The organism is Thiosocius teredinicola (genome assembly GCF_002009425.1).
Taxonomy (GTDB): domain Bacteria; phylum Pseudomonadota; class Gammaproteobacteria; order Chromatiales; family Chromatiaceae; genus Thiosocius; species Thiosocius teredinicola.
Map to the genome: position 1 here is coordinate 2342875 of NZ_CP019936.1, position 23549 is coordinate 2366423.

Sequence of the window (23549 nt, forward strand, 5' to 3'; positions counted from 1 at the left end):
CCGGCGGTGGATACAGGTTAACGAGTGCTAAAGCGCTGATCCAATTGCATTTTTAGAGTGTGTGGATAGCGCTTCGCTATTGCGGAATATCAATGAAGCGATGGCCATTTGAGGCGATGCTTACAACGTTTTTTGTTTCGCGTTTTGCGCAACCATCAAGCGGCTGTTGGCTGGCAGTGTGGACACCAAAAAGTCGAACGCTGTGCTTTACCGAATCGCATCGATTCGATCGGCGTATCGCAGCGCAGGCAGGGCAGGCCGGTACGTCCGTATACCCAGAGTGTGTCGGCCTGGTCATTGGCTCGTCGGGTGATGCGAGGGCCGCCACGCGTATTTTCGTTCAGCAGCTCCGATGCTCGCTGATAGAGATTCCGCAAAACGGCGTGATCGAGTTGCTGAAGCTCCGATGCCGGCTGACAGCACTCGATAAACAACACCTCTGATTTGTAGACATTGCCGATACCGCTGGCGATGCGTTGATCCAGCAGCACATCTGCGATCGGCCGCGAGGGCGCCGACATCTCGCGTGCGCGGGTAACGATGTCGTCGATATCAACCTCGTCTGCCAACAGGTCCGGCCCCATGACGATGCCGAACTGCCGTGCGCGAACCCCGTGTTTGCGCATCAACTCGACCTGTTGCGCATTGAAACAGACGTAAACGCGTTGACCGAGCTCAAGCACGATTGAAGCCTGGCGCGCGGGTTTCTGCCAAGTTTCATCGATGGCGTAGTGGTGCCATGAACCCCACATGCCGAGATGACTGCGCAACATGTGCTCGTCGTCGAATGCGATGAAGAGGTGCTTGCCGTGTGCGAACACATCGGTGATTTCGCGTCCGGCAAGGTCGACTGCTGGCTGATCGCGCAGTGTACCGACCTGGATACGCTGGTCCGTCAACACCGGCTTCAGGTACGCCGCAAGCTTGAAGATCGTATCGCCTTCCGGCATCAGGCAAAGGCCTCCGCGGCGACACCGCGGTAGTCACTGATGAACCCGGCCTTGAGCAAGGTGTCACGGTAGGGCGATTGACCGACAGGCTGGCCGTCGACCTTCTCGATGATCAGCGTGCCGCGACGTGTGCTGCCTGGCATGGCGCGCAACGCCTCGAAACAGGCGGAACGAACGCCGGGTCGCTCAAGGTGCGCAGGGAAGGTGATCAGCTGGCGGCCGTTGGGACCCAGGTAGAGCAGGGGATTGCCTTGGTGCAACAACAGCCAGGCGCCGGCTACGCGCTTTGGCCTGAGTTTTTCCGCACCGCCGCTTTGCGGCCACGCAAGCAGGCTGCCCCAGGGGTTTGCCGGATCGACGACAGGCAGCAAGTCGATGCGGTAACTGTCGGCATCGACGTCAGCCTGCATTTCCGGTTGTACACCGCGAAGCAGGTCGATCGTACCGGGGCGCGCAAACTGCGCACCCGACAGGCCTTCGACAAAATAACCGCGGCGCACACGACCGGCCTCTTCCATGCTCGACATGACCTTGTAGATCGGGCCGAAGCCGCCGCTGAGTTCCTCCGCGGCGACCACTTCGCGGCTGACCACGCCGTAACGATCGAGCAACATGTTGCTGCGTGCAATGGTGCGCTCGGTATCGGTCAGGCCGGTATCGAACAGGCTCTCGACGAGCGACCAGCGACCACCTGCCATTGTCGACGCCACACGGCCGCGTCTGCCGCTGTGGCGTACCGATCGCGCACCAAGTGTTCGCAGGGGCGCGAAGGTATCGTTGGTGATCTGACCAGCCCACACCAGGTCCCACAGCGTCGCCTGGATCTCCCTGCCGTTCATCCCCGCGCATCGTTTCTGTACGACCGATTCGAGCTCGAAGGTAAACGAAGCGCCTCGTTCACGCAGGTGATCCAGGACGGCGTGATGCGCCTCTTCAAGCCCGTCCGGCGTCGGCACCTTGTCCAATAGTTCGCGTGCGTGCTCGCGCAGGTAAAGTACGATGCGCCCGTCACGGCTACCCAGCGGTGAGCGTCCGAGCCATACCACTTGGCCGCCGGCGGCCAGCATGTCGAGCATGTCGAGTGTGAAGCCGGCAACGCGCGCCGGCAGAACGTGCCCGTGCAGGGCCGACCAGGGCAACTCCAGGCCCTGAAGCTGTTGTATGACTTCGAGCAGGCGGGCGGTGCCGCTGCGTTCTCCACCGAGCTGGTGCCATTGGGGCAGAAACAACGCCAGCGACGCGGCATCGACCGGTGCAACGGCATCGCGCAGCTTGGCCAGCGTACGCCGCTTCAGGCGCCGCAGTACATCGGCCTCACACCAGTCGAGTTCGACACCGCCGGGGCGAATCTCACCCTGGACCAACGAACCGCTGTGCAGCAAGCCGCGCAACACCGGTTCGACCTGTGCCGGTCGCAGACCGAGGTGTGTGGCGAGTTCGCGCGTCACGAACGGGCCATGCGTTCGCGCGTAGCGGTAGGCGATGAACGCCAGGGGATTGTCTTGTGCCTCGACGAAGACCTCCGGCAGGCCGTGCGGAGGTACGGCGCCGAGGGCATCTCGATAGATGGCGGCATTCTCCGCGGCGATCCAGCGTTGTTGCGTCGCAATGCTGACCGGGATGGCACGGCGTTCATTCTGCAATTGCGATAGCGCGGAGGTTACATCGCATACGGAACGTTCGGCGATGGCCTGTTCGCTCAGGTCACCGAGCTGGCGCAGCAGGTCGTGAATCTCGTCGGCGTCGCGGGCACGCCGGTCGTCAGTCAACCGTTGCAGTTCCCTTTCGAGTTGCAGCAACACGTCGGCGTCGATCAGGCTGCGTAATTCATCCTGGCCCAGCAGCTCGTTGAGCAGGTTGCGATCGAGGGTCAATGCCTGGGCGCGTCGTTCGGCCAGCGGCGCGTCCTGTTCGTAGATATAGGCCGCCACGTAGGCGAACACCAGCGAGCGGGCAAACGGCGATGCCGATCGGGTTTCGACCTCGTCGATACGCACCTTGCGCGCATGGATATCACGCAACACGCTGCGCAGCGCCTGCAGGTCGAAGACGTCGCTCAGCGCCTGGCGGTAGGTCTCCAGTACGATCGGGAAATTGGGGTACTTGCGCACTGCCGCCAGCAGGTTTTGCGCCTTGAGTCGCTGTGCCCATAGTGGGGTCCGTTGGTCGACCCGGCGTCGCGGGATCAACAATGAGCGTGCGGCATTCTCGCGGAACAGGCCGGCAAACATTGCGGTATGCGCAAGCTGGTCGGTCACCAGCTCTTCCGCCTCGTCGGGGTCGGGCAGCAACACGTCGAGATCCGGCGGCTCATCGGTATCGGCAAAGCGCAGCACGATGCCGTCATCGGTGTACATCACCTGTACTTCAAAGGCATTGTCGATCGACAGGCGTTGCTGCAACGCCATCGACCAGGGCGCATGCACGCGCGCACCGAACGGCGACAGGATGCACACGCGCCAGTCACCCAGTTCATCGCGGAAACGTTCGATGGTGATCGTGCGGTCTGTCGGCAGACAGCCGGTGTGCTCTTTCTGTTCAGAGAGGTAGTCGGCGAGGTTATGCGCGGCGTTGCGGTCCAGATGTGCATGCTGCTGCAGCCACTCAACCGCCTTGGCAGGGGGCATGGCACCGACTTTGCGGACAAAGGCACCGAGCGCGCGCCCCAGTTCCAACGGCCGCCCCGGACCGTCACCGCGCCAGAAGGGCAGCCGTCCGGGTTCGCCCGGCGCCGGCGACACGATAACGCGATCGCGAGTGATCTCTTCGACGCGCCAGGTGGTCGCCCCGAGCAGGATGTTTTCGCCCGGGCGGGTTTCGTACACCATCTCCTCATCGAGTTCGCCGAGGCGTGCGCCATCCGGCCCGAGGGTGACCGTGTAGTTGCCGCGGTCCGGGATTGTGCCGGCGTTCATGCGCGAAACCATCGGCGTGCCGCGGCGCGGGCGCAACTCGTCCTTGTTTCTGTCCCACGCCAGCAGTGGTCGCAGGTCGGCGAAGTCTTGCGATGGGTAGTGACCGCTCAGCATCTCGAGTACGGCCTGCAACGCGTCGCCCGACAGCTGGTGAAACGGGTAGGCGCGGGTTACCACTTGCTCGATGTCGCTGCTGCTCGTCGGCGCGTCGCAACAGATCGCGACAATCTGCTGGGCAAGCACATCGAGCGTGTTGCGCGGCACGCTGATCGACTCGATCTCGCCTTCGATCATGCGTTGTGCGATCACGGTGCTTTCGAGCAGGTCGCCGCGAAACTTTGGAAACAGCCGACCGACGCTGAGCTCGCCGACCTGGTGACCGGCTCGACCGACGCGTTGCAGGCCGCGCGCGACCGATCCCGGTGACTCGACCAGCACCACACGGTCGACCGCGCCCATGTCGATGCCGAGTTCGAGTGAACTGGTGGCGACGATGCCCTTGATCCGCCCCTGCTTGAGACCCTCTTCGATCTCGGCGCGTTTTTCGTGCGATACGCTGCCGTGGTGTGAGCGCACAACTTCTTCGCCGGCCAGTTCGTTGAGCCGCTGCGTCAGGCGTTCGCACAAACCCCGGCTGTTGACGAAAATGATGGTCGATCGGTTTTCTTCGATCTGTTTGAGCAGTTGCGGATAGATGGCCGGCCAGATACCGCGTTCCTCCGGCTGGGTCGTGCCCACCTCGCGCGTGTACAACTCGCCAAGGATTGATCCCCCGGGTTTTTCGGCGGACGGCGTCACCGGATTATCCATGTCCGCCACCGGCACCTGCACAGCAAGGTCGATTCTCGGCTTCGCCGACAGGTCGACGGTGGCAACCGTACGTCGCCCGCCAAGAAAACGCGCGACCTCGTCGAGCGGCCGGACCGTAGCCGACAGGCCAACACGCTGCGGATCCTTGGCACACAACGCCGACAGCCGTTCCAGGCTCAGCGCCAGGTGCGTGCCGCGTTTGGTCGGGGCCAGTGCGTGGATCTCGTCGACAATAACGGTGTGCACGCTGCGCAGGTTGTCGCGGGCCTTTGAACCGAGCAACAGAAACAGTGATTCCGGCGTGGTTACCAGGATATCTGCCGGGTGCTTGGCTTGGCGTTGGCGTTCCTTCTGTGGCGTGTCGCCGGTGCGGATGTCGACCTGCACGTCGCGCACAACCTTTCCAAGCGCGCCAGCCTTGTGGCTGATGCCGACCAGTGGCGCGCGCAGGTTGCGCTCCACATCGTAGACCAGGGCCTTGAGCGGGGAGACATACAGTATGCGCACGCCTGGCGGTGCGTCGGCGGGCAGCGACAGACAATAATCGATGCCGGCAAGAAAGGCGGCCAGGGTCTTGCCGCTGCCGGTCGGTGCAACAAGCAGAGTGTGTGCGCCATCGACGATCGATGCCCAGCCGTGCCGCTGTACCGGCGTAGCATCGGCAAACGCCTCGTTGAACCAGCGTGCAGTCGGTTCGTTGAACGGCAATTTTTCTGTCACTGTTGTTTTCCGATCAAACCGCTTTGGCGACAAGATTCACGTCACACATTCTGTCATCTTCTTGGTTGGCGAAATGGGGTTTCGGATGCCCGAATTACACCAGGATAAATGTGGGGTAGCGCAGAGCATACCCACAGCGTTCATTTCTGCGTGGCGCTCGCGCATCAGCCGTCGAAGCCCTGCGCCGTCGGCAGGCAGAGAACGACGTTGACGCGTCGTATCTACGTCGTCGGGCACGGCGAATCCGGCGTGGACATAGTGCGCATTTCGGATTGCCGCGTCCAAAAACAGGTTTATCCCGCAAAAGTAATTGTGGCAGTCTGTAACCAAGGTGTAGCAATCGTCATTCCCTTTTCAGCGGCCATCGGGCTGGTCCATCGGAACGGAACCGCAGACCTTTCCCACGGCCTGGAGGCGGCAGCAGGTCCCATGAAAGACTCCGCAGCAACAGACATCGCGCAGAACGTCCGGTTTCCGATGTACGAGTTCATCGTTCTGTTCGTGCCGGTCGTCGTCATTGCCTTGGTGGTTGGTGCGTCGTTCGCGTCCATGCGTACCGAATCCGAGATTCAGGCGGTACTTGACGATGACAATACCCGGCTGCAGTTCATCGGCGGCTTTATCGGGGCCCAGGTATCGAACTCGCTCAATCACCTGGTGTCGATATCGGGCGAGGCCGCGGTGACCAAGGTGGCCAATTCGCCAGACAAGGCGGCACTGCAGACGCTTGAATCCACGTTCATGACGTTTGCCCGGCGCCATCCTTACTACGACCAGGTGCGCTGGATCGATCGCAACGGACGCGAAAGAGTGCGCGTGTCGCGCAGCAGCAATGGACCGACGGTCACGCCGCCGGATCAGCTGCAGGACAAACACGATCGATACTATTTCCAGGCAACGCAAAATCTGTTGCCTGGCGAGATCTATATATCGCCCATCGATTTCAACAACGAGCAGGGCGTTGTCGAAGCGCCGCTAAAACCCGTATTGCGCATCGCCAAGCGACTCGTCGGCGACGATCGTGAATCGCGCGGCATCATCATTTTCAACATCGACATGCGGCCATTCTTCGATGCCGTGGAAGGCGTCAGCCAGAGCAACAGCAATGTGCTTTACCACGTAGTGAATCGCGCAGGCGAGTTGTTGCATCGGCCGGCTGCAGGTGAACTGGCGATCACTGACTCGGTTGTGAATTTCGCCGACATGTATCCGGCTTTGTGGCAATCGATTCGCGCCAAGCAGGTTGGCGATACCGAAGCACAAGGTGGTCTGTGGACGTGGAAACGCCTGCAGCCGGCCGACATTTTCCACCGGATGAAAAACATGTTTCCTGCGCAGCTCGGAGGCATCGATCAACTGGTCACCGACGAATTTGAGCTGACCTTGGTGGCCAGCCGGCCGATCGGTTTTCTGCTGGATATCCGTCGCGATAACCGCATGCTGGTTTCGTTGGCGACGCTGGTCGGACTGTCGGTGTACGGCCTGTCGATGTTCCTGTATCTGAGCGGGCATGTGCGTGAACGGCGTGCACAGCTTCGTGCCGGCTACGCCGTGGCACGCGCCGAGAATCTGGAGAAGATGAAAAAGCTCGAAGAGCGCTTTCATCGGCTGTTCGAAGCCAGCAGTGTCGGCCAGTTGGTAGTCAATGCCGAAGGCAACATCGAAATCGGCAATGCCGCCGCAGAGATGTTACTGGGCTATGAGCCGGGCGAACTCAATGGAGAATCGGTCGATTTTCTGTTGCCCGCCGATCAACGCGCGCAGCACCGCAAATATCGTGACACCTACATGGAAGACCCGGAACCGCGCCTGATGGGCGGCGGACGTCGACTTGAAGCCGTCACCAAATCAGGTGAGCCGATAAGCGTCGAAATCGGGCTCAACCCCTATATGGATGCCGGCAGGCAGATGGTGCTGGTCAGCATTATCGATCTTTCCAAACACCAGTCGGCCGAACACGAGCGGCGCGCCTCGGCTACCGGCTGACGCCGGCAAAACCTTGCTCGAAGATTGCGCGTACGGTGTCGATCGTATCGGCGTCGGCGGCCGTCTTGTCCTGGCGATAGCGCTTCACGCGGGCGAAGCGTAGCGCCATGCCGCCCGGATACTGTTGGCTGGCCTGAAGCTCGTTGAAGGCAACTTCGACGACCAGCTCGGGGCGTACGTGCACAATGTGACCTTCGCGGCCAATTTCGCGTTGCAACAGTGCATCGGTCTGCCATTCGAGCATCTTGTCCGTCAGCCCCTTGAAGGTCTTACCTAACATCACGAAGGTGTTGTCGCGCGGGTCGCGTGCTCCCAGGTGCAGGTTGCTGAGTTTGCCCCGCCGGCGGCCGCTGCCCCATTCTGCGGCCAGAACAACCAGGTCGAGCGTATGCACGGGTTTGATCTTCAGCCAGTTCGCACCGCGATTGCCCGCTTCGTACAGCGAGTCGGGCGCCTTGGCCATAATGCCCTCGTGACCGGCCTGTAATGCCTGGCGGAGGAAATCGCGAGTTGCTTCTTGGTCTGCAGCCACAACGCGCGGCACGCGCAGCGCCGGGATAACGATGTCATCGAGCTGACCGAGGCGCGTCGTCAATGACTGATCGATAAGGTCATCGCCGTCGACAAACAGGCAATCGAAGAAACGCGCCGACAGCGGCAGCTTGTCGCGCATCTCGTCAACCTTGAGTCGTCTGCCGAACCGTTTCATCGTTATCTGGAAGGGCAAGGGACGGCCTTGTTTGTCGAATGCTATGGCCTCGCCATCGAGCACCAGTTGCTCGGCCGGCAGCAGGCGCACCTGCTCGACCAGCTCAGGTACGCTGTGGGTGACTTCGTTGAGCTGACGGGTGAACACGCGCACGTCGTCGCCGAGCTTGTGCACCTGAACGCGGGCGCCGTCCAGCTTGTACTCGAACACGCCCTCACCGAGTTGCGCAAGGGCATCGGCCGGGTCTTCTGCCGGTTGGGCGAGCATCGGCTGCAGTGGGCGGAACATCTCGAAGCGAAACTGCGACAGGCCGGCCGCACCCTCGCGCATGGCCCGGTCGGCAACCAGCGGCAGATCACCGGACAACATCGCCGCTTTGCGCACCGCCTTTAGCGGCTGTTCGCTCGCCTTGGCGATCGCCTCGATCATCAGGCCCTCAAGCGCACCTTGACGCAGTTCGCCGAGTATCAGGTGCTGCAGAAACGTCTGTTCTTGTTCGGTGGCACACGCCAGCAACTCGCCGAGTAGATGCGATCGTTTCGCCTGCGAGCCGGTACCGCTGATGCCTGCGATATCGGTCAACCGTCGATCGGTTTCGGCCAGCGACAACGTGGCTTCGCCGGCCGGTGCCGACATCGACTTTTGCAACAGGGAGTAACCCAGTCCGATCTTGCCCTGTGGCAGATGGCCGCTGAGGTAAGACACACCGATACGGATCTCTTCGGGGCCGAGGCCGCGCAGGCACTCCACCAACAGAGCGGCTTTTTTGATCCGGCTGCGCGTGGCTGCCAAGGCAAGCGAAGTTTGGGCGACGGAGTTGAGCAGCACGTTTCCAGGTTCGGTAAGGTCGGGTTGTGCGGAGATGAGGGCGAGAAACGCTGGTTCAACCGCGACAGGCTTGTTGTAGGCCGGTTCGAGTAGTAAAGAATGCACATGAAATACACATGCTAAATAAATGAAAAATCACGTATATCTATTCATCTCTATCTGCATGGCACAGTGGTAATCCTCGATGTCGGCCGAAACGTCCAAGACAATTCCAACGACACGTCGGGTCCGAACACACCCGATGCCGTACAGCCCATGATCAGAAATTGCTGTAACAGGAACCGTCATGACCGCCGTTGAGTTCGTATCGTTGTTTTCCATCATCGCGGTGTTGGCTGCGATGCCCAGTGCGAGCGTGCTGCTGGTCGTCACCAGAACCGCGATGCTTGGGGTTGTCGATGGGGTGGCGGTTGCTGCCGGAATCGTGGTCGGCGATTTGGTGCTGGTCTGCATTTCCCTGGCAGGCTTGGCGGCGGTAGCCCACTTGGTTGGCGATCTTTTCGGTCTGATAAGAATCCTCTGCGGGATCTACCTCGTGTGGTACGGCTACAAATTGCTGAAGGCGGGTAGTGCACACCATGTTGCGCCCGCTGACGGCTCAAGCTCCGCGTGGGGTGGTTTCATCGCCGGCCTGACGCTCACGCTGGGCGACGTGAAGGCCATCGTTTTCTACGCAAGCCTGTTTCCGGCGTTTGTCGACGTCCAGAACCTCGCGCGAGTTGATGTCGGCGTGATTGGTATTGCGACCCTGGCGACGGTAGGCTTGGTGAAACTCGGTTACGTGTATCTGGCACATCGGATCAGGCGCCGGCTGCATTCCGGCCACCACCTGCGCAAGGCCGAATGGCTGGCCGGCGGCCTGCTGGTCGGCACCGGGGTCTATATCGTCGCCAAGCCGTAACCGGTCCACGCGCTTGGGCATATGCCAAGGAAGGAACACAAGTGAACAACCCCGTCGTCGAATGGTTCGCAGACAGCTTCGCCGAGCTGCACCCAATGCTGCAGCAGCTCCACCGACAAGGCGGTACTTTGAACGGCAGCGTCGAACTGACTTTCGGGAACGGCATCGCAGGCCTGATCGGGCGACGCCTGGCCGGCAAGATGGGGATGCCGATCGACTCGGGTGACTATCCGTTCACGGTGCGTATTGCGCACAGCGACGGTTCACTGCTGTGGGCGCGTCGATTCGGTGAGAAGCACGAGATGGTTTCCGTCTTCACACCGTATGGCCACCATCCCACGGGGTATTGGATAGAAAGCAGCGGCAAGCTGCAGTTGGAACTGGGTGTAAGGATCATCGACGGCGGCTGGCATTGGGTGCAGCGTGGCGCCAAGCTCAACGGGTTGACGCTACCTGCTGGGTTATTGCCGAGAACGGAGGCCTACAAACGGATCGTCGACGGCGAGTACGAGTTCCGTGTCGCGTTTTCTTATCCCTTGCTTGGTGACCTGCTGCGTTACACCGGCTGTCTTAAACCAGAGGTTTCCTTGTGATCCTGATAGTTTCGACCGCTGGGCTCTATCTTTCTCTTTCCAAGAGTGCGTTGAGTAAACAGATACTCAAAAATTCGGCAGGTTGAGTCGCATTCGACATTTACCGTGTAAGTACAGATTGCGAAACAACATGTTCATCTTGATTCGTATCTTCGTCATATCTCCATCACGTTTCTAACATCGTTTCTTCATGTCTTCTTCACGGTGACTAAACCGCAGCGAAATAGATTCCTGTGAGGCTTTCGTGGTCGCGCTGCCGCAGCGTCGCTGTGTGTGTCGCGCATCAACGATTTTTGCCCCCAAGGAGGAGCACAGTGAAGAAGACTCTCATCTCGACGGGTGTAGCTTTGGCGCTTGGTGCCATTGCTCTGCCGGCCCAGACGTTTGCCACGGGCGGATATTGGGATAAATCGGATCGCAGCCAAGGCCTGAAACACCATTGGCGTTCAAAAAAAGGTGGCCACAACGGTCATTGGGGAAACGACAGCAAATATATCGCGACCATCGATGTGGACGGCATCGGCGATGGCGGCAAATCCGCCACCGGTTACGTATTCAACGACCGCGACCGCGACGGTAACTTCGACCATGGTGAGCGCGGGATACCGGGCGTCATGGTGTCCAACGGGATTGAGGTCGTCTTGACCGATCGCAGCGGACGTTATCGTTTTGACGAAAGCACCTACCGCGAAGACATGAACATCTTCGTCTCAAAGCCGGCGTGCTTTGAATTGCCGGTGGATGCCAACAACGTGCCGCAGTTCGCCTATGTACACAAGGAGTACGGTTCGGCGAAGGAGATGGTCTTCGGCGGCCTGCAACCGACGGGTGATCTGCCCAAGTCGATCAACTTCCCGATGGTTCGCGGTGAGTGCAAGTACAAGTTCTCGGTCGCAATCTCGGGCGACCCCCAGCCATACAGCAATATCGAAGTCGGCTATGTACGTGACACCCTCGCCAAGGAACTGGCCGAGCGTGACGATATCGAGGCGCTGGTTGTCGAAGGCGATGTCATGGGTGACGACCTGGGCCTGATGCCGCGGTTCATCAACAACATGAGCATCATCAATGCACCGCAGTATTTCGTGGTCGGCAACCACGATCTCGACTTCGATGCGGATACCGACTCGGATTCATCCGACAGCTTCCGTCGCATCTGGGGCCCGAACTACTACTCGTTCACGATCGGCAAAGTGCATTTCGTGACGCTCGACAACGTCCAGTATCCCTGTGACTCGACGGCACCCGATGGCAGCATCGATCCCGAAGGGCGTTGGGATTTCTGTGCCAATGGCAAGACCTACAACGGTCGCATCACCGAAGAACAGTTGAAGTGGCTGGAAAACGATCTGGCATATGTGCCCGAAGATCATTTGATCATCCTGAACTACCACATTCCCACCGTGTCATTCATCGATCAGTATGCCGCCAAGCACTCTGAGGATACGATCGAGCGCCTGTACAACATCCTGGGTTATTACTGGGAGAACGGTGAGTGGACCGAAGGCCGGCCGGCGCTGGCGTTGAGCGGGCACACGCACACCAACGAACAGTTCCGTCCGGGTGAAGAGTTCGAAGGTTGGAGTCAGGCATCGCACAAGTTCCCGATGCCGTTCCCGCAGATCGTTGCCGGTGCTGCCGCGGGTTCCTGGTGGTCGGGTGATTTCACCGACGAACAGATTCCCGAATCGTATCAGCGCCTCGGTGCGCCCAAGGGCTACTATCTCTTGAGCTTCAAAGGCAACAAGTACAAGGACGAGTTCAAGGCCTCGGGTAAGGCGGCAGACAAGCAGATGAGCCTGTCGTTCAACTCCCCGGATTTCCGTGACTGGTTCGGCAAGATCAAGGCATGGTACGAAGCGGGCGCTGAAGGCGTTCCGCCGGTAAACACCAACAACCTGGGTGACAACAAGATGTTGCCGCCTACGGACCTTGCAGATACCAACCTGGTAATCAACGTGTGGAACGGATCGCGGGATTCGAAGGTCTGGGTCAAGTTCGACGATCGCAAAGCCGTGGAGGCCGAGCGCACCCAGCGCGGCGAAGGCGAGGGCGTTGAAGAGTCGCTCGACCCGTTCGCCCTGCGTCGGCAGCTGAACGTGCTGCGCTACGCCCTCAAGAGCACCGAGTCGGACGAGAACCAGCTGTGGAACGGCGATTTGGGCGACCGCTCTGATGGCTTCGAGCTGTTCAGCGCGTCAATGTTCAAAGCCGACAGTCAGCGTCCGTCGGAATCCTGGATGTGGACCGTGCAATCGAACCACGTGTGGAACGTACCGGTACCGGCAGATCTCGAGGAGGGTATTCATCGCGTAGAGGTGCATACCACCGACGTGCACGGCAACTCGTACAAGGAATCGATGCTGTTCGAGGTCCGCACGCCGAACGAGTTGCCTGACCCGGCCGACAACGATCCGACCGACGAGAAGTACGACCGTCGCGTTCCGAGCGAGTTGTAATCGTCGCGCGGCTCATGTGACAGGCGCCTTGGCCTGACGTGACAGGCCAAGATGACAAGAGAAAAGCAACAGGGGGGGCAGGTCCCCCTGTTGCCGTCAGTCGATCTGCCAACGGCAGCCATCACCATGAGCTTCACAAAACCGCAAAATCGCTAAAGTACTTTGGCGTACCGTACCGCGGAACCTGGGTGCAGCCCGACCTATGCCACGTTCGTATCCTTTGTTATTGGTTGTGCTGAGCAGTCTCTTGGTTGGTCCATGCTTCGCGCACTTTGCGCTGGCGCCAAAGATCGCGATAGAACCACTGCCGTTGCCGGAGCCTGACCAGATCCTGTTCGACACGGGGTCGGTCAAGGCGACGCGCGGAGAGTTTTCGGACTACCTGCAACGCCTGACGGCGTTTCAAACGAAATATCAACGATTACAGCCGACCTTCTCCGCCCATTTCGAGCTGCTGCAGAGTGTCGCTTTTTATCATCCGGAGAATGTCCATCAGTACATAGACTCGCTTGCGCCGGTACGCGAGCGGCCGGACATGTACCGGTTCGCGGTGTCCCAATGGATTCGCGGACAGCTTGGAGTCTATGCGCGCTTGAAGCAACTCGGCGCGGAAGCAGACTCGCTGCGGCAGGATAAGGACGACAGCACGGCGGTCATCGATTTCTACGCCGCCGGTAGCAAGACGGCGCTGCTCGAAGAGTTGATCGTCGCCGGCGACATGCCACCCTCGATTGAGGGCTTGGCGAAGTTCGTGGCGCGCGACGATGATCAAAGCCGGTATCTGATTGCCAACGGGCCACCTGTCGATACGGTGCTCACCCCGCCCGAAGAGCAGCGCCGCCTGAAAGATCGCTGGCGCGCATTTCGCCGTGACGTATTGAATAAAACACCTGCGGTAAACCGTTGCGATACGGTCAATTCACCGTCTGACCCGGCGGACACGGTTGTTGTCGAAGTGGCGGGCAAAGAAATCACTCTGGCCGACTACCTGGCAATCTTCGGCATGCCCGAGACGCAGGGGCAATGGGCATCGCTAAAGCGTGCCAATTGTTCACGGCTCGTGCTCTTCTACAGCATGGCTGAGGTGGCACAGGAAATGAAGCTGGAGCCCGCCAGAATCAAGCGAGACATCGCCGCGTCGCGCCAGATCTTGCGGATGGCACAGCAGTTGGCGGCCCGCGCGTTGACGGATCCTTCGAAAGCTATCCAGGACCTACAGATCTCACCGGAACGCCCGCGTTATCTGCTGCAGAAGCAACGGCTGACGCAGGTTAAAGACTGGCTACTGGCCCGTTCGGCCAACGAAACGGCCGCACAAAGTGGCAAACGCTACTTGGATAACGTGTTTATCACTGACACCCAATGGCGCCTGGAACGCGTTCTCGCGCCCAAGCACTCGATTCACATGTGATACGGACGATCACGGCGACCCTATGCTTACGGCGGCAACACAGTCCTGCTCACGTCACGCGGTGACTGTCAGACCGCATTCAGCGGTCGGTGAGACGGTGGCAGTCGTGTCCATCGTAGCCCTGGTGCTGAGCGCAATGGCGTGGCGGGTACTTAACCTGAATACGGTGGAGACGACTATTCGCCTGCAACCCTATCAGCGCCTGGATTCGACCCTGGCATCCGAACAGCAGCTCGTATATCGCACATTGATTGCAGCGGTACCCGATATCGTCGAACTGCGGGCGGAGGAAGGCCAGTGGCCCGAGGCGGGACTGCTTGACGATGCGCTGGTGGCACCGTTTGCCACCACCCTGATGCCGGCGCCCGCACGGGATCTGCAGTGGGTGTCGTACGATGGCGGTAGCTGGGTCGATTATCTGGGTGGCATGCAGAGTAGCACTGAGCAACTGACCTACCTTTTGCGCCTGATCGACGTGCACGCGGGTTACCACCCTCATCCGCATCCGGGCGTCGACTACGATCCCAATCAGGCGATTGCCGTCCAGGTATGGGTATTCGACCAAGCGGGGCGCGCCTATCCGGGCGAAAGGCTGCCCGAAGCAGGCTGGTTCTGGCTGTTGAACCGAAGCGACCCTCTACTGGCGCGCCAGGCTCGGCCCGGCTTTTCGATCGACGCCGGCAGCGCCGACGGAGCGACTCCATGATTTTGCCGGCTGCTAACAGCCGAATCGCCACGGTCTGTCTGGCGATCGCGTTGCTTTTGTCTGTTGGCCCTGCGTATAGCGCGCTGAAGATTGGTGTGTCGCTGCATCCGTATTACTCGTGGCTGAGCAATATCGTTGGCGACAGGGCCGAAGTCGTACCGTTGATTCCGGCGACCAGCGACCCCCATGCCTATCAACCGCGCCCGCAAGATATCCAAAAGCTGTCGTCGCTCGATATCGTCGTCGCCAACGGTGCAGGGCATGACCTGTTCGTCGATGCGATGCTGCAGGCGGCAGGCGAGGGCGCACCCGAGGTGATTCACCCGGCGCGCGATATGCCGCTACTGGCAGCAAACGCAGCGGGAGGCGGCGGGTCAAACAGCCACACGTTCCTGTCCATCACCGGCGCGATTCATCAGATCAATCATCTATCTGCGACGCTGCAGCGCCTCGACCCGGACAACGCGGCGTACTATCAACGCAATACCCGCCAATACAAGCGACGTCTGCGGCAACTGCTGGCCGACACGCTGCATGAACTGAGCGATGTCGATACGCGCCAAGTACGCATCGGCACCGTGCACGATGGCTACGCCTACCTGTTTCAAGAGCTGGGTCTTGCGATCAGCGCGGTCGTGCAGCCGCGACATGGTGTCCGGCCGTCACCGAAACAGCTAGCAGACTCGGTCACTAGGATTCAGGATGCCGGTATCACACTGCTGTTCGCCGAGATGGCCTACGAACCGCGGTTCGTGCAAGTCATTGCGGATGAGACGGAGACGCGAGTCTATCAGTTGAGCCACATCGCCAGCGGGCCGTACTCAGCGGGCCAGTACGAGCAAGAGATGGCCGGCAACCTGCGCACGATCGTGGCTGCAGTTCGTGCCCAAAGGTGAACACCAGTGCCCATCGCCCCAACCATCGAAACACACCACCTGTCGGTGCAACTCGGTGGACACCTGGTGCTCGACGAAGTCTCGTTGACGATCTCCGCCGGGGAGCTGCATGCCGTGATCGGTCCGAACGGCGCAGGCAAGACGACGCTGATCCGCGCTTTGTTGGGCGGCATGTCGCATACAGGGCGAATCCATCTGACGTTTCGTGACAAGCGGCAGATCGGCTATGTGCCGCAGCGCATGGCGTTCGACCGTACGACACCCATGACCGTGCACGATCTGCTGTCGCTGATGTTTCAGCGACGCAGCTTGTTTCTCGGTGGCGGCCGGCGGGTGCGGCGATTGATCGGCGAACTGCTGAGCAAAACGCAAACTGCGCATCTGGCTGACGCCCAGGTTTCGTCGCTCTCCGGTGGTGAGCTGCAGCGCGTGTTGCTGGCACAGGCTTTGTTCCCACAACCGGAATTGCTGCTTCTCGACGAGCCGGTGAGCCAGGTCGATGAGGTAGGTCGGGAGTTGGTCGAGCGTCTTCTCCGGGAGCTCTGCGACGAGGCGGGTGTGACGGTTGTCATGGTGGGCCACCAGCTTTCATCGATCTTCCGGCTGGTTGACAGGGTTACGGTGCTGAACAGAAAGGTGCTGATCTCGGATGAAGTAGCGCAAGTCGCGTCTTCGCAGATCGTAAAAGAGCTGTTCGGTTGGCAAGTGTCAGAAGGCGGCCACGCCAGGCTGCGACCTGCGATCGGGCAGGGGTAGCGGCCGGTGGAAGGTGTCTACGAGCTGTTCTGTTCCCTGGCACACCGAGGCCTGCTTCCGGAGGCGTTTGAACATGCCTTCATGGTGCGGGCTTTGCTCGCTGGCTTGATCGTGAGTCCGCTGCTCGGCGGCATGGGCACGATGATCGTCGCGCGCCGGCTCGCGTTCTTCACCCAGACCATCGGCCATGCGTCGCTTACGGGTGTGGCCCTGGGACTGTTGCTCGGTGAACCGCTCAATCAAGCCTATGCCGGGCTGTACGGCTTTTCCATCCTCGTCGCTGTCCTGATTCTCTACCTGCGAAACCGTGTGCCCACCGTGTCGGATACGGTAATAGGCGTCGTGCTCGCTCAGGTTCTGGGACTCGGGATCATCATGTTGGTCCTGGTCACACAGCGCTTCGACGTTCACCAGGTCGAGGCCATGCTGTTCGGTAGCCTGTTGACCCTGTCCGAAACCGATCTTCTTGTTGTCAGTGTGATCGGAGTTTTTGCGATGCTGATCATCGGCTTCGTTTTCAATACCTTCATGCTGACCTGCTTCAGCCAAACATTGGCAGACGTGCGCGGTGCTCGGCCGATCTTCGTCGAATACCTGTTCGTGCTGACGGCGACACTTGTCATTGTGGCGAGCCTGAAGCTGATCGGTGCACTGTTGGTACTCGCGCTGATCGTGGTGCCGGCTGCGGCTGCCGGAAACGTTGCACGTAGCCTGCGTGGTTACTTCTGGCTGAGCGTGCTTATCGCCGTGCTGAGCACGCAGGTCGGTTTGATGATCGCCGCAGTCACGTCGATTCCGGCTGGTGCCGCGATTGTGCTTGGTGCCTCGGCGATATTCTACGTGACTTGGTTTGCAAAGCTGCTGAGAGGTTCGGTTGCACCCGTGCAGAGAAAGAGTTGATGATGCGTATTTTCAATAGACTGTCGGCGTACGTGTTCGTGGTATTTGCGATGGCGCCGGCTGTTGCATTGGCCCACTTCATGACATTGATCCCATCCGCTGCGACCGTGCCCCCAGGGCAGTCGCCGGCGCTTGAGCTCGAATTGAGTTTTATGCATCCGTTTGACGGAACACGTATGGACATGGCGCCACCGAAGAGAATCGGCGTCATGACCGGTGGAGAAAGCCAGGACCTTGCCGAACACCTTCACCCGTTGGCGGATGGACAGAATCGCTACTTTCGCTTGAGTCACAATCCCACACGTCCTGGTGACTACAGCTACTTTATCGATCCCGAACCCTACTGGGAGCCTGCCGAACAGAAGTTTATCGTGCATCAGACCAAAGTCGTCGTAAACGCGTTCGGGCTGGAAGAGGGCTGGGATGAACCAGTCGGCCTGGAGGCTGAGATAATCCCTTTGAGCCGCCCTTATGGTCTATGGACGGGGAACCTGTTCAGTGGACAGGTAAGGCATCGCGGAAAGCCGGTGCCGAATGCGACGATCGAGGTCAGTCCCTACCTGGGAAAGGCCTTGCTTGGAGAGCGGGCGGAGACGTGGCGCATTCAGATCGTCAGGGCCGACGACAATGGCGTATTTCACTATGCCATGCCTTTCGCCGGCTGGTGGGGGTTTGCCGCGCTGCTTGAGGGACAGGAGACGCTCCGCGGTGCCGACGGCAAGCATTATCCGGTCGAGCTGGGCGCCGTGATCTGGGTGGAAAGTCGTGATCCACGCTGAGGACAGGCAGCACCGTCGCTGGCTGGCGAGCTCGATATTGTGGGTGTTGTGCACGATGGCTCATGCACATTCCGTGGTCGTATGGGCTGAAAGGGTTGGTGATTCGGTGCAGGTCGAAACCTTCCTGAGCGATGGAGGAACCCCCAAGAGTGGCACCGTGGAGGTGATTGATGCGTCGGGAGACCGCGTAGCGGGTGGTGATCTCGATCGAGACGGCCGGTTCTACTTTTCGGCACCCGACAAATGGCCCGTGACCATCAACGTGACGCCGAGCGCCGGACATACGGGTTCGTTTACCCTCGACGCGGACTCAGCGCAATGAGGGCGAGCCGCAGCCGACACTAGTCATACTTGATGTATTTGAAACGCGGATCGTCGGGAGTACCTTCCAATGCGCTGCCCTCGACCAGGCCCGGCTGCCACATCACAACCTCTTCGATCTTGCGGGCAAGTTCGAAATCTTTGGCTGTGACGCCTTTGGAGGAGTGGGTCATTAGCTTTACGATCACGAATGCATACGAGGCGCTGAGGTCGGGGTGGTGAAACGCGGCCTCGGCCAGATGCCCCACCGTGTTGACCACCATCAGCGTCGACTTCCACCCGCTGGTTTTGTACTTGCGCCGGATCCAGCCGTTTTCGAGATACCAGTTGGGCAGTTCTTCTTCCAACCGCTGTTTGATCTCGTCTTCGCTGTAGGCTTCGTCGATCTGTTTGTTGCGCCATTGGCTCATATCAGGACTCCCGCACGCTGGGTTGCGCGTTTGCCAAGCTTAGACCTTTTACCGTGCGGGAGACCCTGCGCTTAGCCGAGTCTTTACGCCGGTTCGCGCCTTCGCTCTATCCAAGCCCGAGTGCTTGCAAGGTGACGGGGCCGACTTCGCCATCGGCAACCAGTCCGCGATCATTCTGAAAGAGCGTGACGGCATGCGCGGTCTGCGGACCATAGATGCCGTCGATTCTGCCCGTTGCATATCCCAGATCCGACAGCGCCTTCTGGATCTTCTTGACGCGGGGACCGCGCATCAACACCCGCGTGACGCGGATGATATCGATCGGCGGCTCATAGGCTACCGGCGAATCGGCCATGTTGTAGTCGAGGCCGGGGACCAGAACGCCATAGTCCCAACGCCGGTCGGCGGCGGTCGTTGCGATGACGCCGCGCTTGCTGCTATGTGCTTCGATGGTGCCTCCTTTGCCGTCGCTGATGGCGATATGTCCTGTGCGATCGGTCTGCGGCACGCGCAACAGCAATGCGCCGGCGATGCGCAGTGCCTCGTCGATACTGATCTTCGCGTCGTCGCGCGTGGCGTGTTTCGCCCAGAATCCGGTGTAGGCGTCGGCCAGCATGGGATCGGTGTCGGGTTCGGCCCCGTAGATGATGCCGCTCGATTGGTAGAGGCACCAGGAGGCGAACTCGGCGCAATCCCACGGTCCTTTCCAGCGACTGTTGGATAGAGGAGCACGGGCCCCTAAAACGTACGCTTCTCCAATGTGGGCTTCGGCAATTGTCAGAATCTTGGTTGCGGTCTTTGAACGTGGCATGGCTATCTCCGCTGATTGCTCTTGATTGTTGTGGGAGCCGTTGCAGTTGGCACTCTACATGACCGTCGGTGGCCTTGCAGTGCCGTGGTTCAAAGTGAAAGTGCGAGACGATTGTCGTTATCGGTGTTTCGTTGCGTGTCACGGTCGGGACGAAGGGGCGAGACCGTGTGTTCAATCGGCGGACGCGATAAAGATGCTGTTGATCCGTCGGCGATGAAATCAGGTTCTAATTGTCGGATGACGACAGCGATTTACCAAAACGGCCGAAGCGTGGAGACCAATCGTGCTGGTACGCCACCGAGACCAGCAGGCGTTCGGCGCGACCGATCAGTTTCTCGCGCGGTACGAGACCAAAGAACCGCGAATCGGCGCTGCGATCGCGGTTGTCGCCCAGCATCAGAAACTGCCCGCGAGGTACTCGAAGGGGGCCAAAGTCGGGCGCAGTGGCGGTGTCGGTATACCACTGGATGTCGTAGGCTGCGCCACTCAATTGCTCGCGCCACCGCATGGCGGGCGATAAACCGGCGTTGCCGTCGGGTTCCATCAGTGCCGCCTTTGGTTGGTAGTCGGCCATGCTGCCGTTGATGAACAGGCGCTTGCTCCGCATCTCTACCAGGTCACCCGGTAGCGCCACTACACGCTTGATCAATCGGGTGCCATCGCCTGGTCGGGAAAAGGTGACGATATCGCCGCGTTCGGGCTCGCCAAGGTGGGAAACGATGATATCCGTCAGCGGCACCTTCAGGTCATAAGCCAGCCGGTTGACGAAAACGACGTCGCCTTCGAGCAGCGTCGGCCGCATCGAACCCGAAGGGATAGGGTTCCAATCCGCGATGCCGGTTCGAAACAGGCCGAACAGCAGGAGAAATATGATCAATCCGCGATTGTTTCTGAGCCAGTTGCGCATCATCGATTCCTTGAGTGAAGCCGGTCTCTGCCAAGACAGTTTTCATCGACATAAGTTTCGGCTGGGAAAACGTCGATTGGCCCTGCAGTTCGTATTATTCAACTGGGAGACGCCGTCGTCCACAGACAAGAAATTGAAACATTCTAGGTGTATTCAGTCGGCATTTTGTTCACGGGATGTAACCAGGAATGATGTGGCGCGAAACCGACAATGGATCGATGTGGATACTGCCAACTACGATTGCAGTATTCCGGCCTTGATCAAAAAATGGCTGCTCATCGTTGTCGGCGGGACGCTTATCCTGGCCGGACTGATCACCTTCTGGCTTCCGCTGCCCATCGGCCTGCCCATGGTGCTGCTCGGTTTGCCGTTGGTGCTCCGGCACTCGCCGCATGCGCGTTCATGGTGGGACAAGCTGCGCAACCGCTGCCCCCTCTTGACCGGGAAACAGCCGATGGGGCCAGGCGAAGACAAGGAGCGATGAACTCAGCGATGGCGCGAAATCGACCGTTACCGGTGAACGCTCGTATCCTGCTGGGTTCCGTCTTGTCTCGACGAGTGACGAAACGGTATCAGCAGCAACCCTGGTAACCAGCTTGCTTCACGTGGTTCGCGGTATGTCGTCAATCCAATAGTCATGCGTTCGTGACCGTCGCGTGGTTGCGCACGGTAGGTGCCGAATAGCCGGTCCCAGACCGACAGATTGAATCCGAAGTTCGAATTCATCTCATCGATATGGGTGGAGTGGTGCACCCGGTGCATGTCGGGAGTGACGACCAGTTTGCGCAATGCTCCATCCAGGGCGGCAGGCAGCCGCACGTTGCCGTGGTTGAACATCGCCATGCCGTTGAGTACCACCTCGAACAGCATGACCGCGAGTACCGGGGGACCGAGCAGCGCAATCACCGCGAACTTAATCAACATTGACAGCAAGATTTCGAGCGGGTGAAAACGCAATCCTGTGGTTACATCGAAATCGAGGTCGGCGTGGTGGACACGATGCAGGCGCCAAAGTAGCGGAACGGCATGCACGGCGATGTGCTGTAGCCAGATCGCGAAATCAAGCACGATCATTGCGGTCACGATACCAAGCCACGCCGGCACATCGACGTTGTTGAGTAGGCCCCAACCCTGCTGGCTGGCGAGTATCGCCATCCCGACCGCCGCGGCGGGGAAGAGCGCGCGCAACAGCAGCGTGTTGATCACGACCAACCCCAGGTTGTTTGACCAACGGACAGCTTTCGAGGTGTACAGTGCTTTTCGTGGAGCCAGCAACTCCCACAGCGCCATCGCACCGAAGATGCCGGCAAAGAACCCCAGCCTTATGGCGGCTTCATGCGCTTGTACGAAGGTTTCCAAAAACGACCTCTCGTAGTTCGTCTGAGTTACTGCATCCTTGCTTTAATTTCCTTCAGCCTGGGTTCGCTTGTCATCTAACCCGCAAAAGCCGGCCGTAGACCCTGCAACACCGAATCGGCCAGGCGCCGTTTTTCTTCGCGGCTCTTGTCATGGGCTACCGGTCCGTCGACAAACAGGCTGGCGAGTCCGTGCACCGCCGACCACGCGAGCAGCTCCTGAGGACTGAAATCGTGCGGATCTTCGTCTTCGATCGTGCTGACGAAACCCTCTTTAAGGTAAGCCGCAAGCCGGTCGGCTGCCTTCAGGTATTCAGCGTCCTGCGAATAGATCGTCTCCTCACGCCACATGGCGCGAAAGAACGCGGGTTTGTCGACCGCAAAGGTGACATAGGCCAAGCCGACGGCATGAAAGGGGTCGGCCCCGGTATCCAGAGCCTGTTGCTTCGCCGCTTCCATAGCGTCGGCGAGTTGGTGCAGAGCGCGGGTGGCGAACGCCGTGAGGAGTGCGCGCTTATCGACATAGTGCCGAAATGCCGATGACGGCGACACGCCGACACGCTTGGCGCAGGCCCGCAGGGTGACTGCCTCGATGCCGAATTGCGAAGCGATCTCGTCGACCGCATCGAGTAGGGATTCGGCCAGGTGACCGTGGTGATAACGACTGCCTTCTTTCTTCATAGGATAAGGTTTTAGCACCAAATGTGAACATTGTTAACTTTTTCTTGAAATTTCCCCTGAACTCCCTTACATTGCATGTGAACAGCGTTAACATTTGTCCGCTGACAAAGCTAAGCTGTTCTTTTTGTTCAGGTATTGGAGATCAACGACCATGTCATCGACTAACTATTCAAGCCCGGGCCATTCACATGGCAATTGCTCCCACGCGGGCAAGCACGGCTGCGGCGGTCACTGGAGCGGGGCCAATATCGCAGCGATGGTGCTGGGTTTCATCGTGTTTCCGCCGATCGGATTGGTGGTGCTGGTGTGGACGCTGATGGGGCGTCCGATTCAGGACCTACCGGGTTGGGTACGTGACAAATGGTCACAATACTTCGGCAATGCCGGCGTGACGCATTCGCACGGCAACAGCGACAACGTGGTGTTCGACGAATACCAACAGACGCAGCACGATCGAATCCGCGAGATCAAAGACGAAATCAAGCGACGTGCCGAGGCGTTCCGTACCTTCCGCTTTGATGCCAAGCGTCGCCAGGACAAGGCGGAGTTTGACGAGTTTATGGCGAGTAACCCGGGGAAGGGCGGCGACGAGCGCTGAAGACTCCGCAATCCATTGGTCTCCCCCAGTGGCTTGGGCCGTTGCGGTAACCGCAACGGCCTTTTTTTGTATGAATGCGCCGGTAGAGCGCACCCGTTTGGCTACAGTCGATCGATCCGCGTCGCCGCTGTGCCGAGTTCATGATCG

At 59.6% G+C, this 23549-nt stretch carries 21 protein-coding genes; 13 read left to right on the forward strand and 8 right to left on the reverse strand.

What is annotated here, in order from left to right:
- Positions 1-155: 155 nt before the first annotated feature.
- Both B1781_RS11310 and B1781_RS11315 read right to left on the reverse strand, forming a co-directional pair.
- On the reverse strand, positions 156-950 hold the full coding sequence (locus B1781_RS11310; RefSeq protein WP_078119775.1) for a DNA-formamidopyrimidine glycosylase family protein: 795 nt from the start codon (positions 948-950) through the stop codon (positions 156-158).
- Complete coding sequence (locus B1781_RS11315) at positions 950-5395, reverse strand: DEAD/DEAH box helicase (RefSeq protein WP_334223971.1); 4446 nt, start codon at positions 5393-5395, stop codon at positions 950-952. The genes B1781_RS11310 and B1781_RS11315 overlap by 1 nt, the downstream gene beginning before the upstream one ends.
- 429 nt (positions 5396-5824) lie before the next feature.
- On the opposite strand from B1781_RS11315, the gene B1781_RS11320 reads away from it, so the two are divergent.
- Positions 5825-7381: a PAS domain S-box protein gene (locus B1781_RS11320; protein WP_164513351.1), complete on the forward strand. Its 1557-nt coding sequence runs from the start codon at positions 5825-5827 to the stop codon at positions 7379-7381.
- On the opposite strand, the gene B1781_RS11325 is transcribed toward B1781_RS11320, so the two are convergent.
- On the reverse strand, positions 7371-9023 hold the full coding sequence (locus B1781_RS11325; protein ID WP_334223972.1) for an ATP-dependent DNA ligase: 1653 nt from the start codon (positions 9021-9023) through the stop codon (positions 7371-7373). The genes B1781_RS11320 and B1781_RS11325 overlap by 11 nt on opposite strands.
- A gap of 181 nt (positions 9024-9204) precedes the next feature.
- Between B1781_RS11325 and B1781_RS11330 the strand changes: the two genes are divergently transcribed.
- The 10 genes from B1781_RS11330 (at position 9205) to B1781_RS11375 (ending at position 18641) form a co-directional block, all read left to right on the forward strand.
- The gene (locus B1781_RS11330) at positions 9205-9819 is read left to right on the forward strand and encodes a LysE family translocator (RefSeq protein ID WP_078119777.1); all 615 of its coding nucleotides are present in this window, start codon (positions 9205-9207) and stop codon (positions 9817-9819) included.
- A gap of 41 nt (positions 9820-9860) precedes the next feature.
- Complete coding sequence (locus B1781_RS11335; protein ID WP_164513352.1) at positions 9861-10412, forward strand: DUF4166 domain-containing protein; 552 nt, start codon at positions 9861-9863, stop codon at positions 10410-10412.
- Between the two features lie 314 nt (positions 10413-10726).
- On the forward strand, positions 10727-12871 hold the full coding sequence (locus B1781_RS11340) for a calcineurin-like phosphoesterase C-terminal domain-containing protein (protein WP_125932036.1): 2145 nt from the start codon (positions 10727-10729) through the stop codon (positions 12869-12871).
- A gap of 202 nt (positions 12872-13073) precedes the next feature.
- On the forward strand, positions 13074-14282 hold the full coding sequence (locus B1781_RS11345; protein WP_125932037.1) for a hypothetical protein: 1209 nt from the start codon (positions 13074-13076) through the stop codon (positions 14280-14282).
- 106 nt (positions 14283-14388) lie between these two features.
- Positions 14389-14988 carry a hypothetical protein gene (locus B1781_RS23170; protein WP_164513353.1) on the forward strand — a complete coding sequence of 200 codons (600 nt, stop codon included), beginning with the start codon at positions 14389-14391 and terminating at the stop codon, positions 14986-14988.
- 95 nt (positions 14989-15083) lie between these two features.
- Positions 15084-15884 carry a metal ABC transporter solute-binding protein, Zn/Mn family gene (locus B1781_RS11355; protein ID WP_164513354.1) on the forward strand — a complete coding sequence of 267 codons (801 nt, stop codon included), beginning with the start codon at positions 15084-15086 and terminating at the stop codon, positions 15882-15884.
- Between the two features lie 6 nt (positions 15885-15890).
- Positions 15891-16640, forward strand: coding sequence for a metal ABC transporter ATP-binding protein (locus tag B1781_RS11360; protein WP_078119782.1), 750 nt, complete (start codon positions 15891-15893; stop codon positions 16638-16640).
- A 6-nt stretch (positions 16641-16646) separates the two neighbouring features.
- Positions 16647-17540 (forward strand): metal ABC transporter permease, encoded by an 894-nt coding sequence (locus tag B1781_RS11365; protein ID WP_334223973.1) that lies wholly within the window; start codon positions 16647-16649, stop codon positions 17538-17540.
- The gene (locus B1781_RS11370; protein WP_078119783.1) at positions 17540-18319 is read left to right on the forward strand and encodes a DUF4198 domain-containing protein; all 780 of its coding nucleotides are present in this window, start codon (positions 17540-17542) and stop codon (positions 18317-18319) included. The genes B1781_RS11365 and B1781_RS11370 overlap by 1 nt, the downstream gene beginning before the upstream one ends.
- Complete coding sequence (locus tag B1781_RS11375) at positions 18306-18641, forward strand: hypothetical protein (RefSeq protein WP_078119784.1); 336 nt, start codon at positions 18306-18308, stop codon at positions 18639-18641. Before B1781_RS11370 ends, B1781_RS11375 begins: the two co-directional genes overlap by 14 nt.
- A 19-nt stretch (positions 18642-18660) precedes the next feature.
- Here the strand turns inward: B1781_RS11375 and B1781_RS11380 are convergent, their stop codons facing one another.
- From B1781_RS11380 to lepB, 3 genes are all read right to left on the reverse strand, one after another.
- The gene (locus B1781_RS11380; protein WP_078119785.1) at positions 18661-19050 is read right to left on the reverse strand and encodes a 4a-hydroxytetrahydrobiopterin dehydratase; all 390 of its coding nucleotides are present in this window, start codon (positions 19048-19050) and stop codon (positions 18661-18663) included.
- Between the two features lie 106 nt (positions 19051-19156).
- Positions 19157-19861, reverse strand: coding sequence for a peptidoglycan-binding domain-containing protein (locus B1781_RS11385; protein ID WP_078119786.1), 705 nt, complete (start codon positions 19859-19861; stop codon positions 19157-19159).
- A gap of 226 nt (positions 19862-20087) precedes the next feature.
- Positions 20088-20738 carry a signal peptidase I gene (lepB, locus tag B1781_RS11390; protein ID WP_334223974.1) on the reverse strand — a complete coding sequence of 217 codons (651 nt, stop codon included), beginning with the start codon at positions 20736-20738 and terminating at the stop codon, positions 20088-20090.
- Here lepB and B1781_RS22945 point away from each other — a divergent pair.
- A complete protein-coding gene (locus tag B1781_RS22945) occupies positions 20731-21252 on the forward strand; it encodes a hypothetical protein (RefSeq protein WP_125932038.1) in 522 nt (173 codons plus the stop codon). The two genes, lepB and B1781_RS22945, sit on opposite strands and share 8 nt — an antisense overlap.
- 26 nt (positions 21253-21278) lie before the next feature.
- Here the strand turns inward: B1781_RS22945 and B1781_RS11400 are convergent, their stop codons facing one another.
- Together B1781_RS11400 and B1781_RS11405 are read right to left on the reverse strand one after the other, a co-directional pair.
- Positions 21279-22127, reverse strand: coding sequence for a sterol desaturase family protein (locus B1781_RS11400; RefSeq protein ID WP_125932039.1), 849 nt, complete (start codon positions 22125-22127; stop codon positions 21279-21281).
- A 74-nt stretch (positions 22128-22201) separates the two neighbouring features.
- Positions 22202-22804: a TetR/AcrR family transcriptional regulator gene (locus tag B1781_RS11405; protein WP_078119789.1), complete on the reverse strand. Its 603-nt coding sequence runs from the start codon at positions 22802-22804 to the stop codon at positions 22202-22204.
- A 151-nt stretch (positions 22805-22955) separates the two neighbouring features.
- Here B1781_RS11405 and B1781_RS11410 point away from each other — a divergent pair, with 151 nt between their 5' ends.
- Entirely contained in the window at positions 22956-23402 is a 447-nt protein-coding gene (locus B1781_RS11410) for a DUF2852 domain-containing protein (protein WP_078119790.1), read from the forward strand.
- Positions 23403-23549 lie beyond the last annotated feature (147 nt).

Excerpts from the sequence above, each read along its gene's own strand:
- B1781_RS22945 (WP_125932038.1), top strand. The coding sequence starts at position 20,731 with ATGATCAATCCGCGATTGTTTCTGAGCCAGTTGCGCATCATCGATTCC.
- B1781_RS11380 (WP_078119785.1), bottom strand. The coding sequence starts at position 19,050 with ATGAGCCAATGGCGCAACAAACAGATCGACGAAGCCTACAGCGAAGAC.
- B1781_RS11405 (WP_078119789.1), bottom strand. The coding sequence starts at position 22,804 with ATGAAGAAAGAAGGCAGTCGTTATCACCACGGTCACCTGGCCGAATCC.
- B1781_RS11310 (WP_078119775.1), bottom strand. The coding sequence starts at position 950 with ATGCCGGAAGGCGATACGATCTTCAAGCTTGCGGCGTACCTGAAGCCG.
- B1781_RS11410 (WP_078119790.1), top strand. The coding sequence starts at position 22,956 with ATGTCATCGACTAACTATTCAAGCCCGGGCCATTCACATGGCAATTGC.
- B1781_RS11345 (WP_125932037.1), top strand. The coding sequence starts at position 13,074 with ATGCCACGTTCGTATCCTTTGTTATTGGTTGTGCTGAGCAGTCTCTTG.
- B1781_RS11330 (WP_078119777.1), top strand. The coding sequence starts at position 9,205 with ATGACCGCCGTTGAGTTCGTATCGTTGTTTTCCATCATCGCGGTGTTG.
- B1781_RS11320 (WP_164513351.1), top strand. The coding sequence starts at position 5,825 with ATGAAAGACTCCGCAGCAACAGACATCGCGCAGAACGTCCGGTTTCCG.
- B1781_RS11385 (WP_078119786.1), bottom strand. The coding sequence starts at position 19,861 with ATGCCACGTTCAAAGACCGCAACCAAGATTCTGACAATTGCCGAAGCC.
- B1781_RS11370 (WP_078119783.1), top strand. The coding sequence starts at position 17,540 with ATGATGCGTATTTTCAATAGACTGTCGGCGTACGTGTTCGTGGTATTT.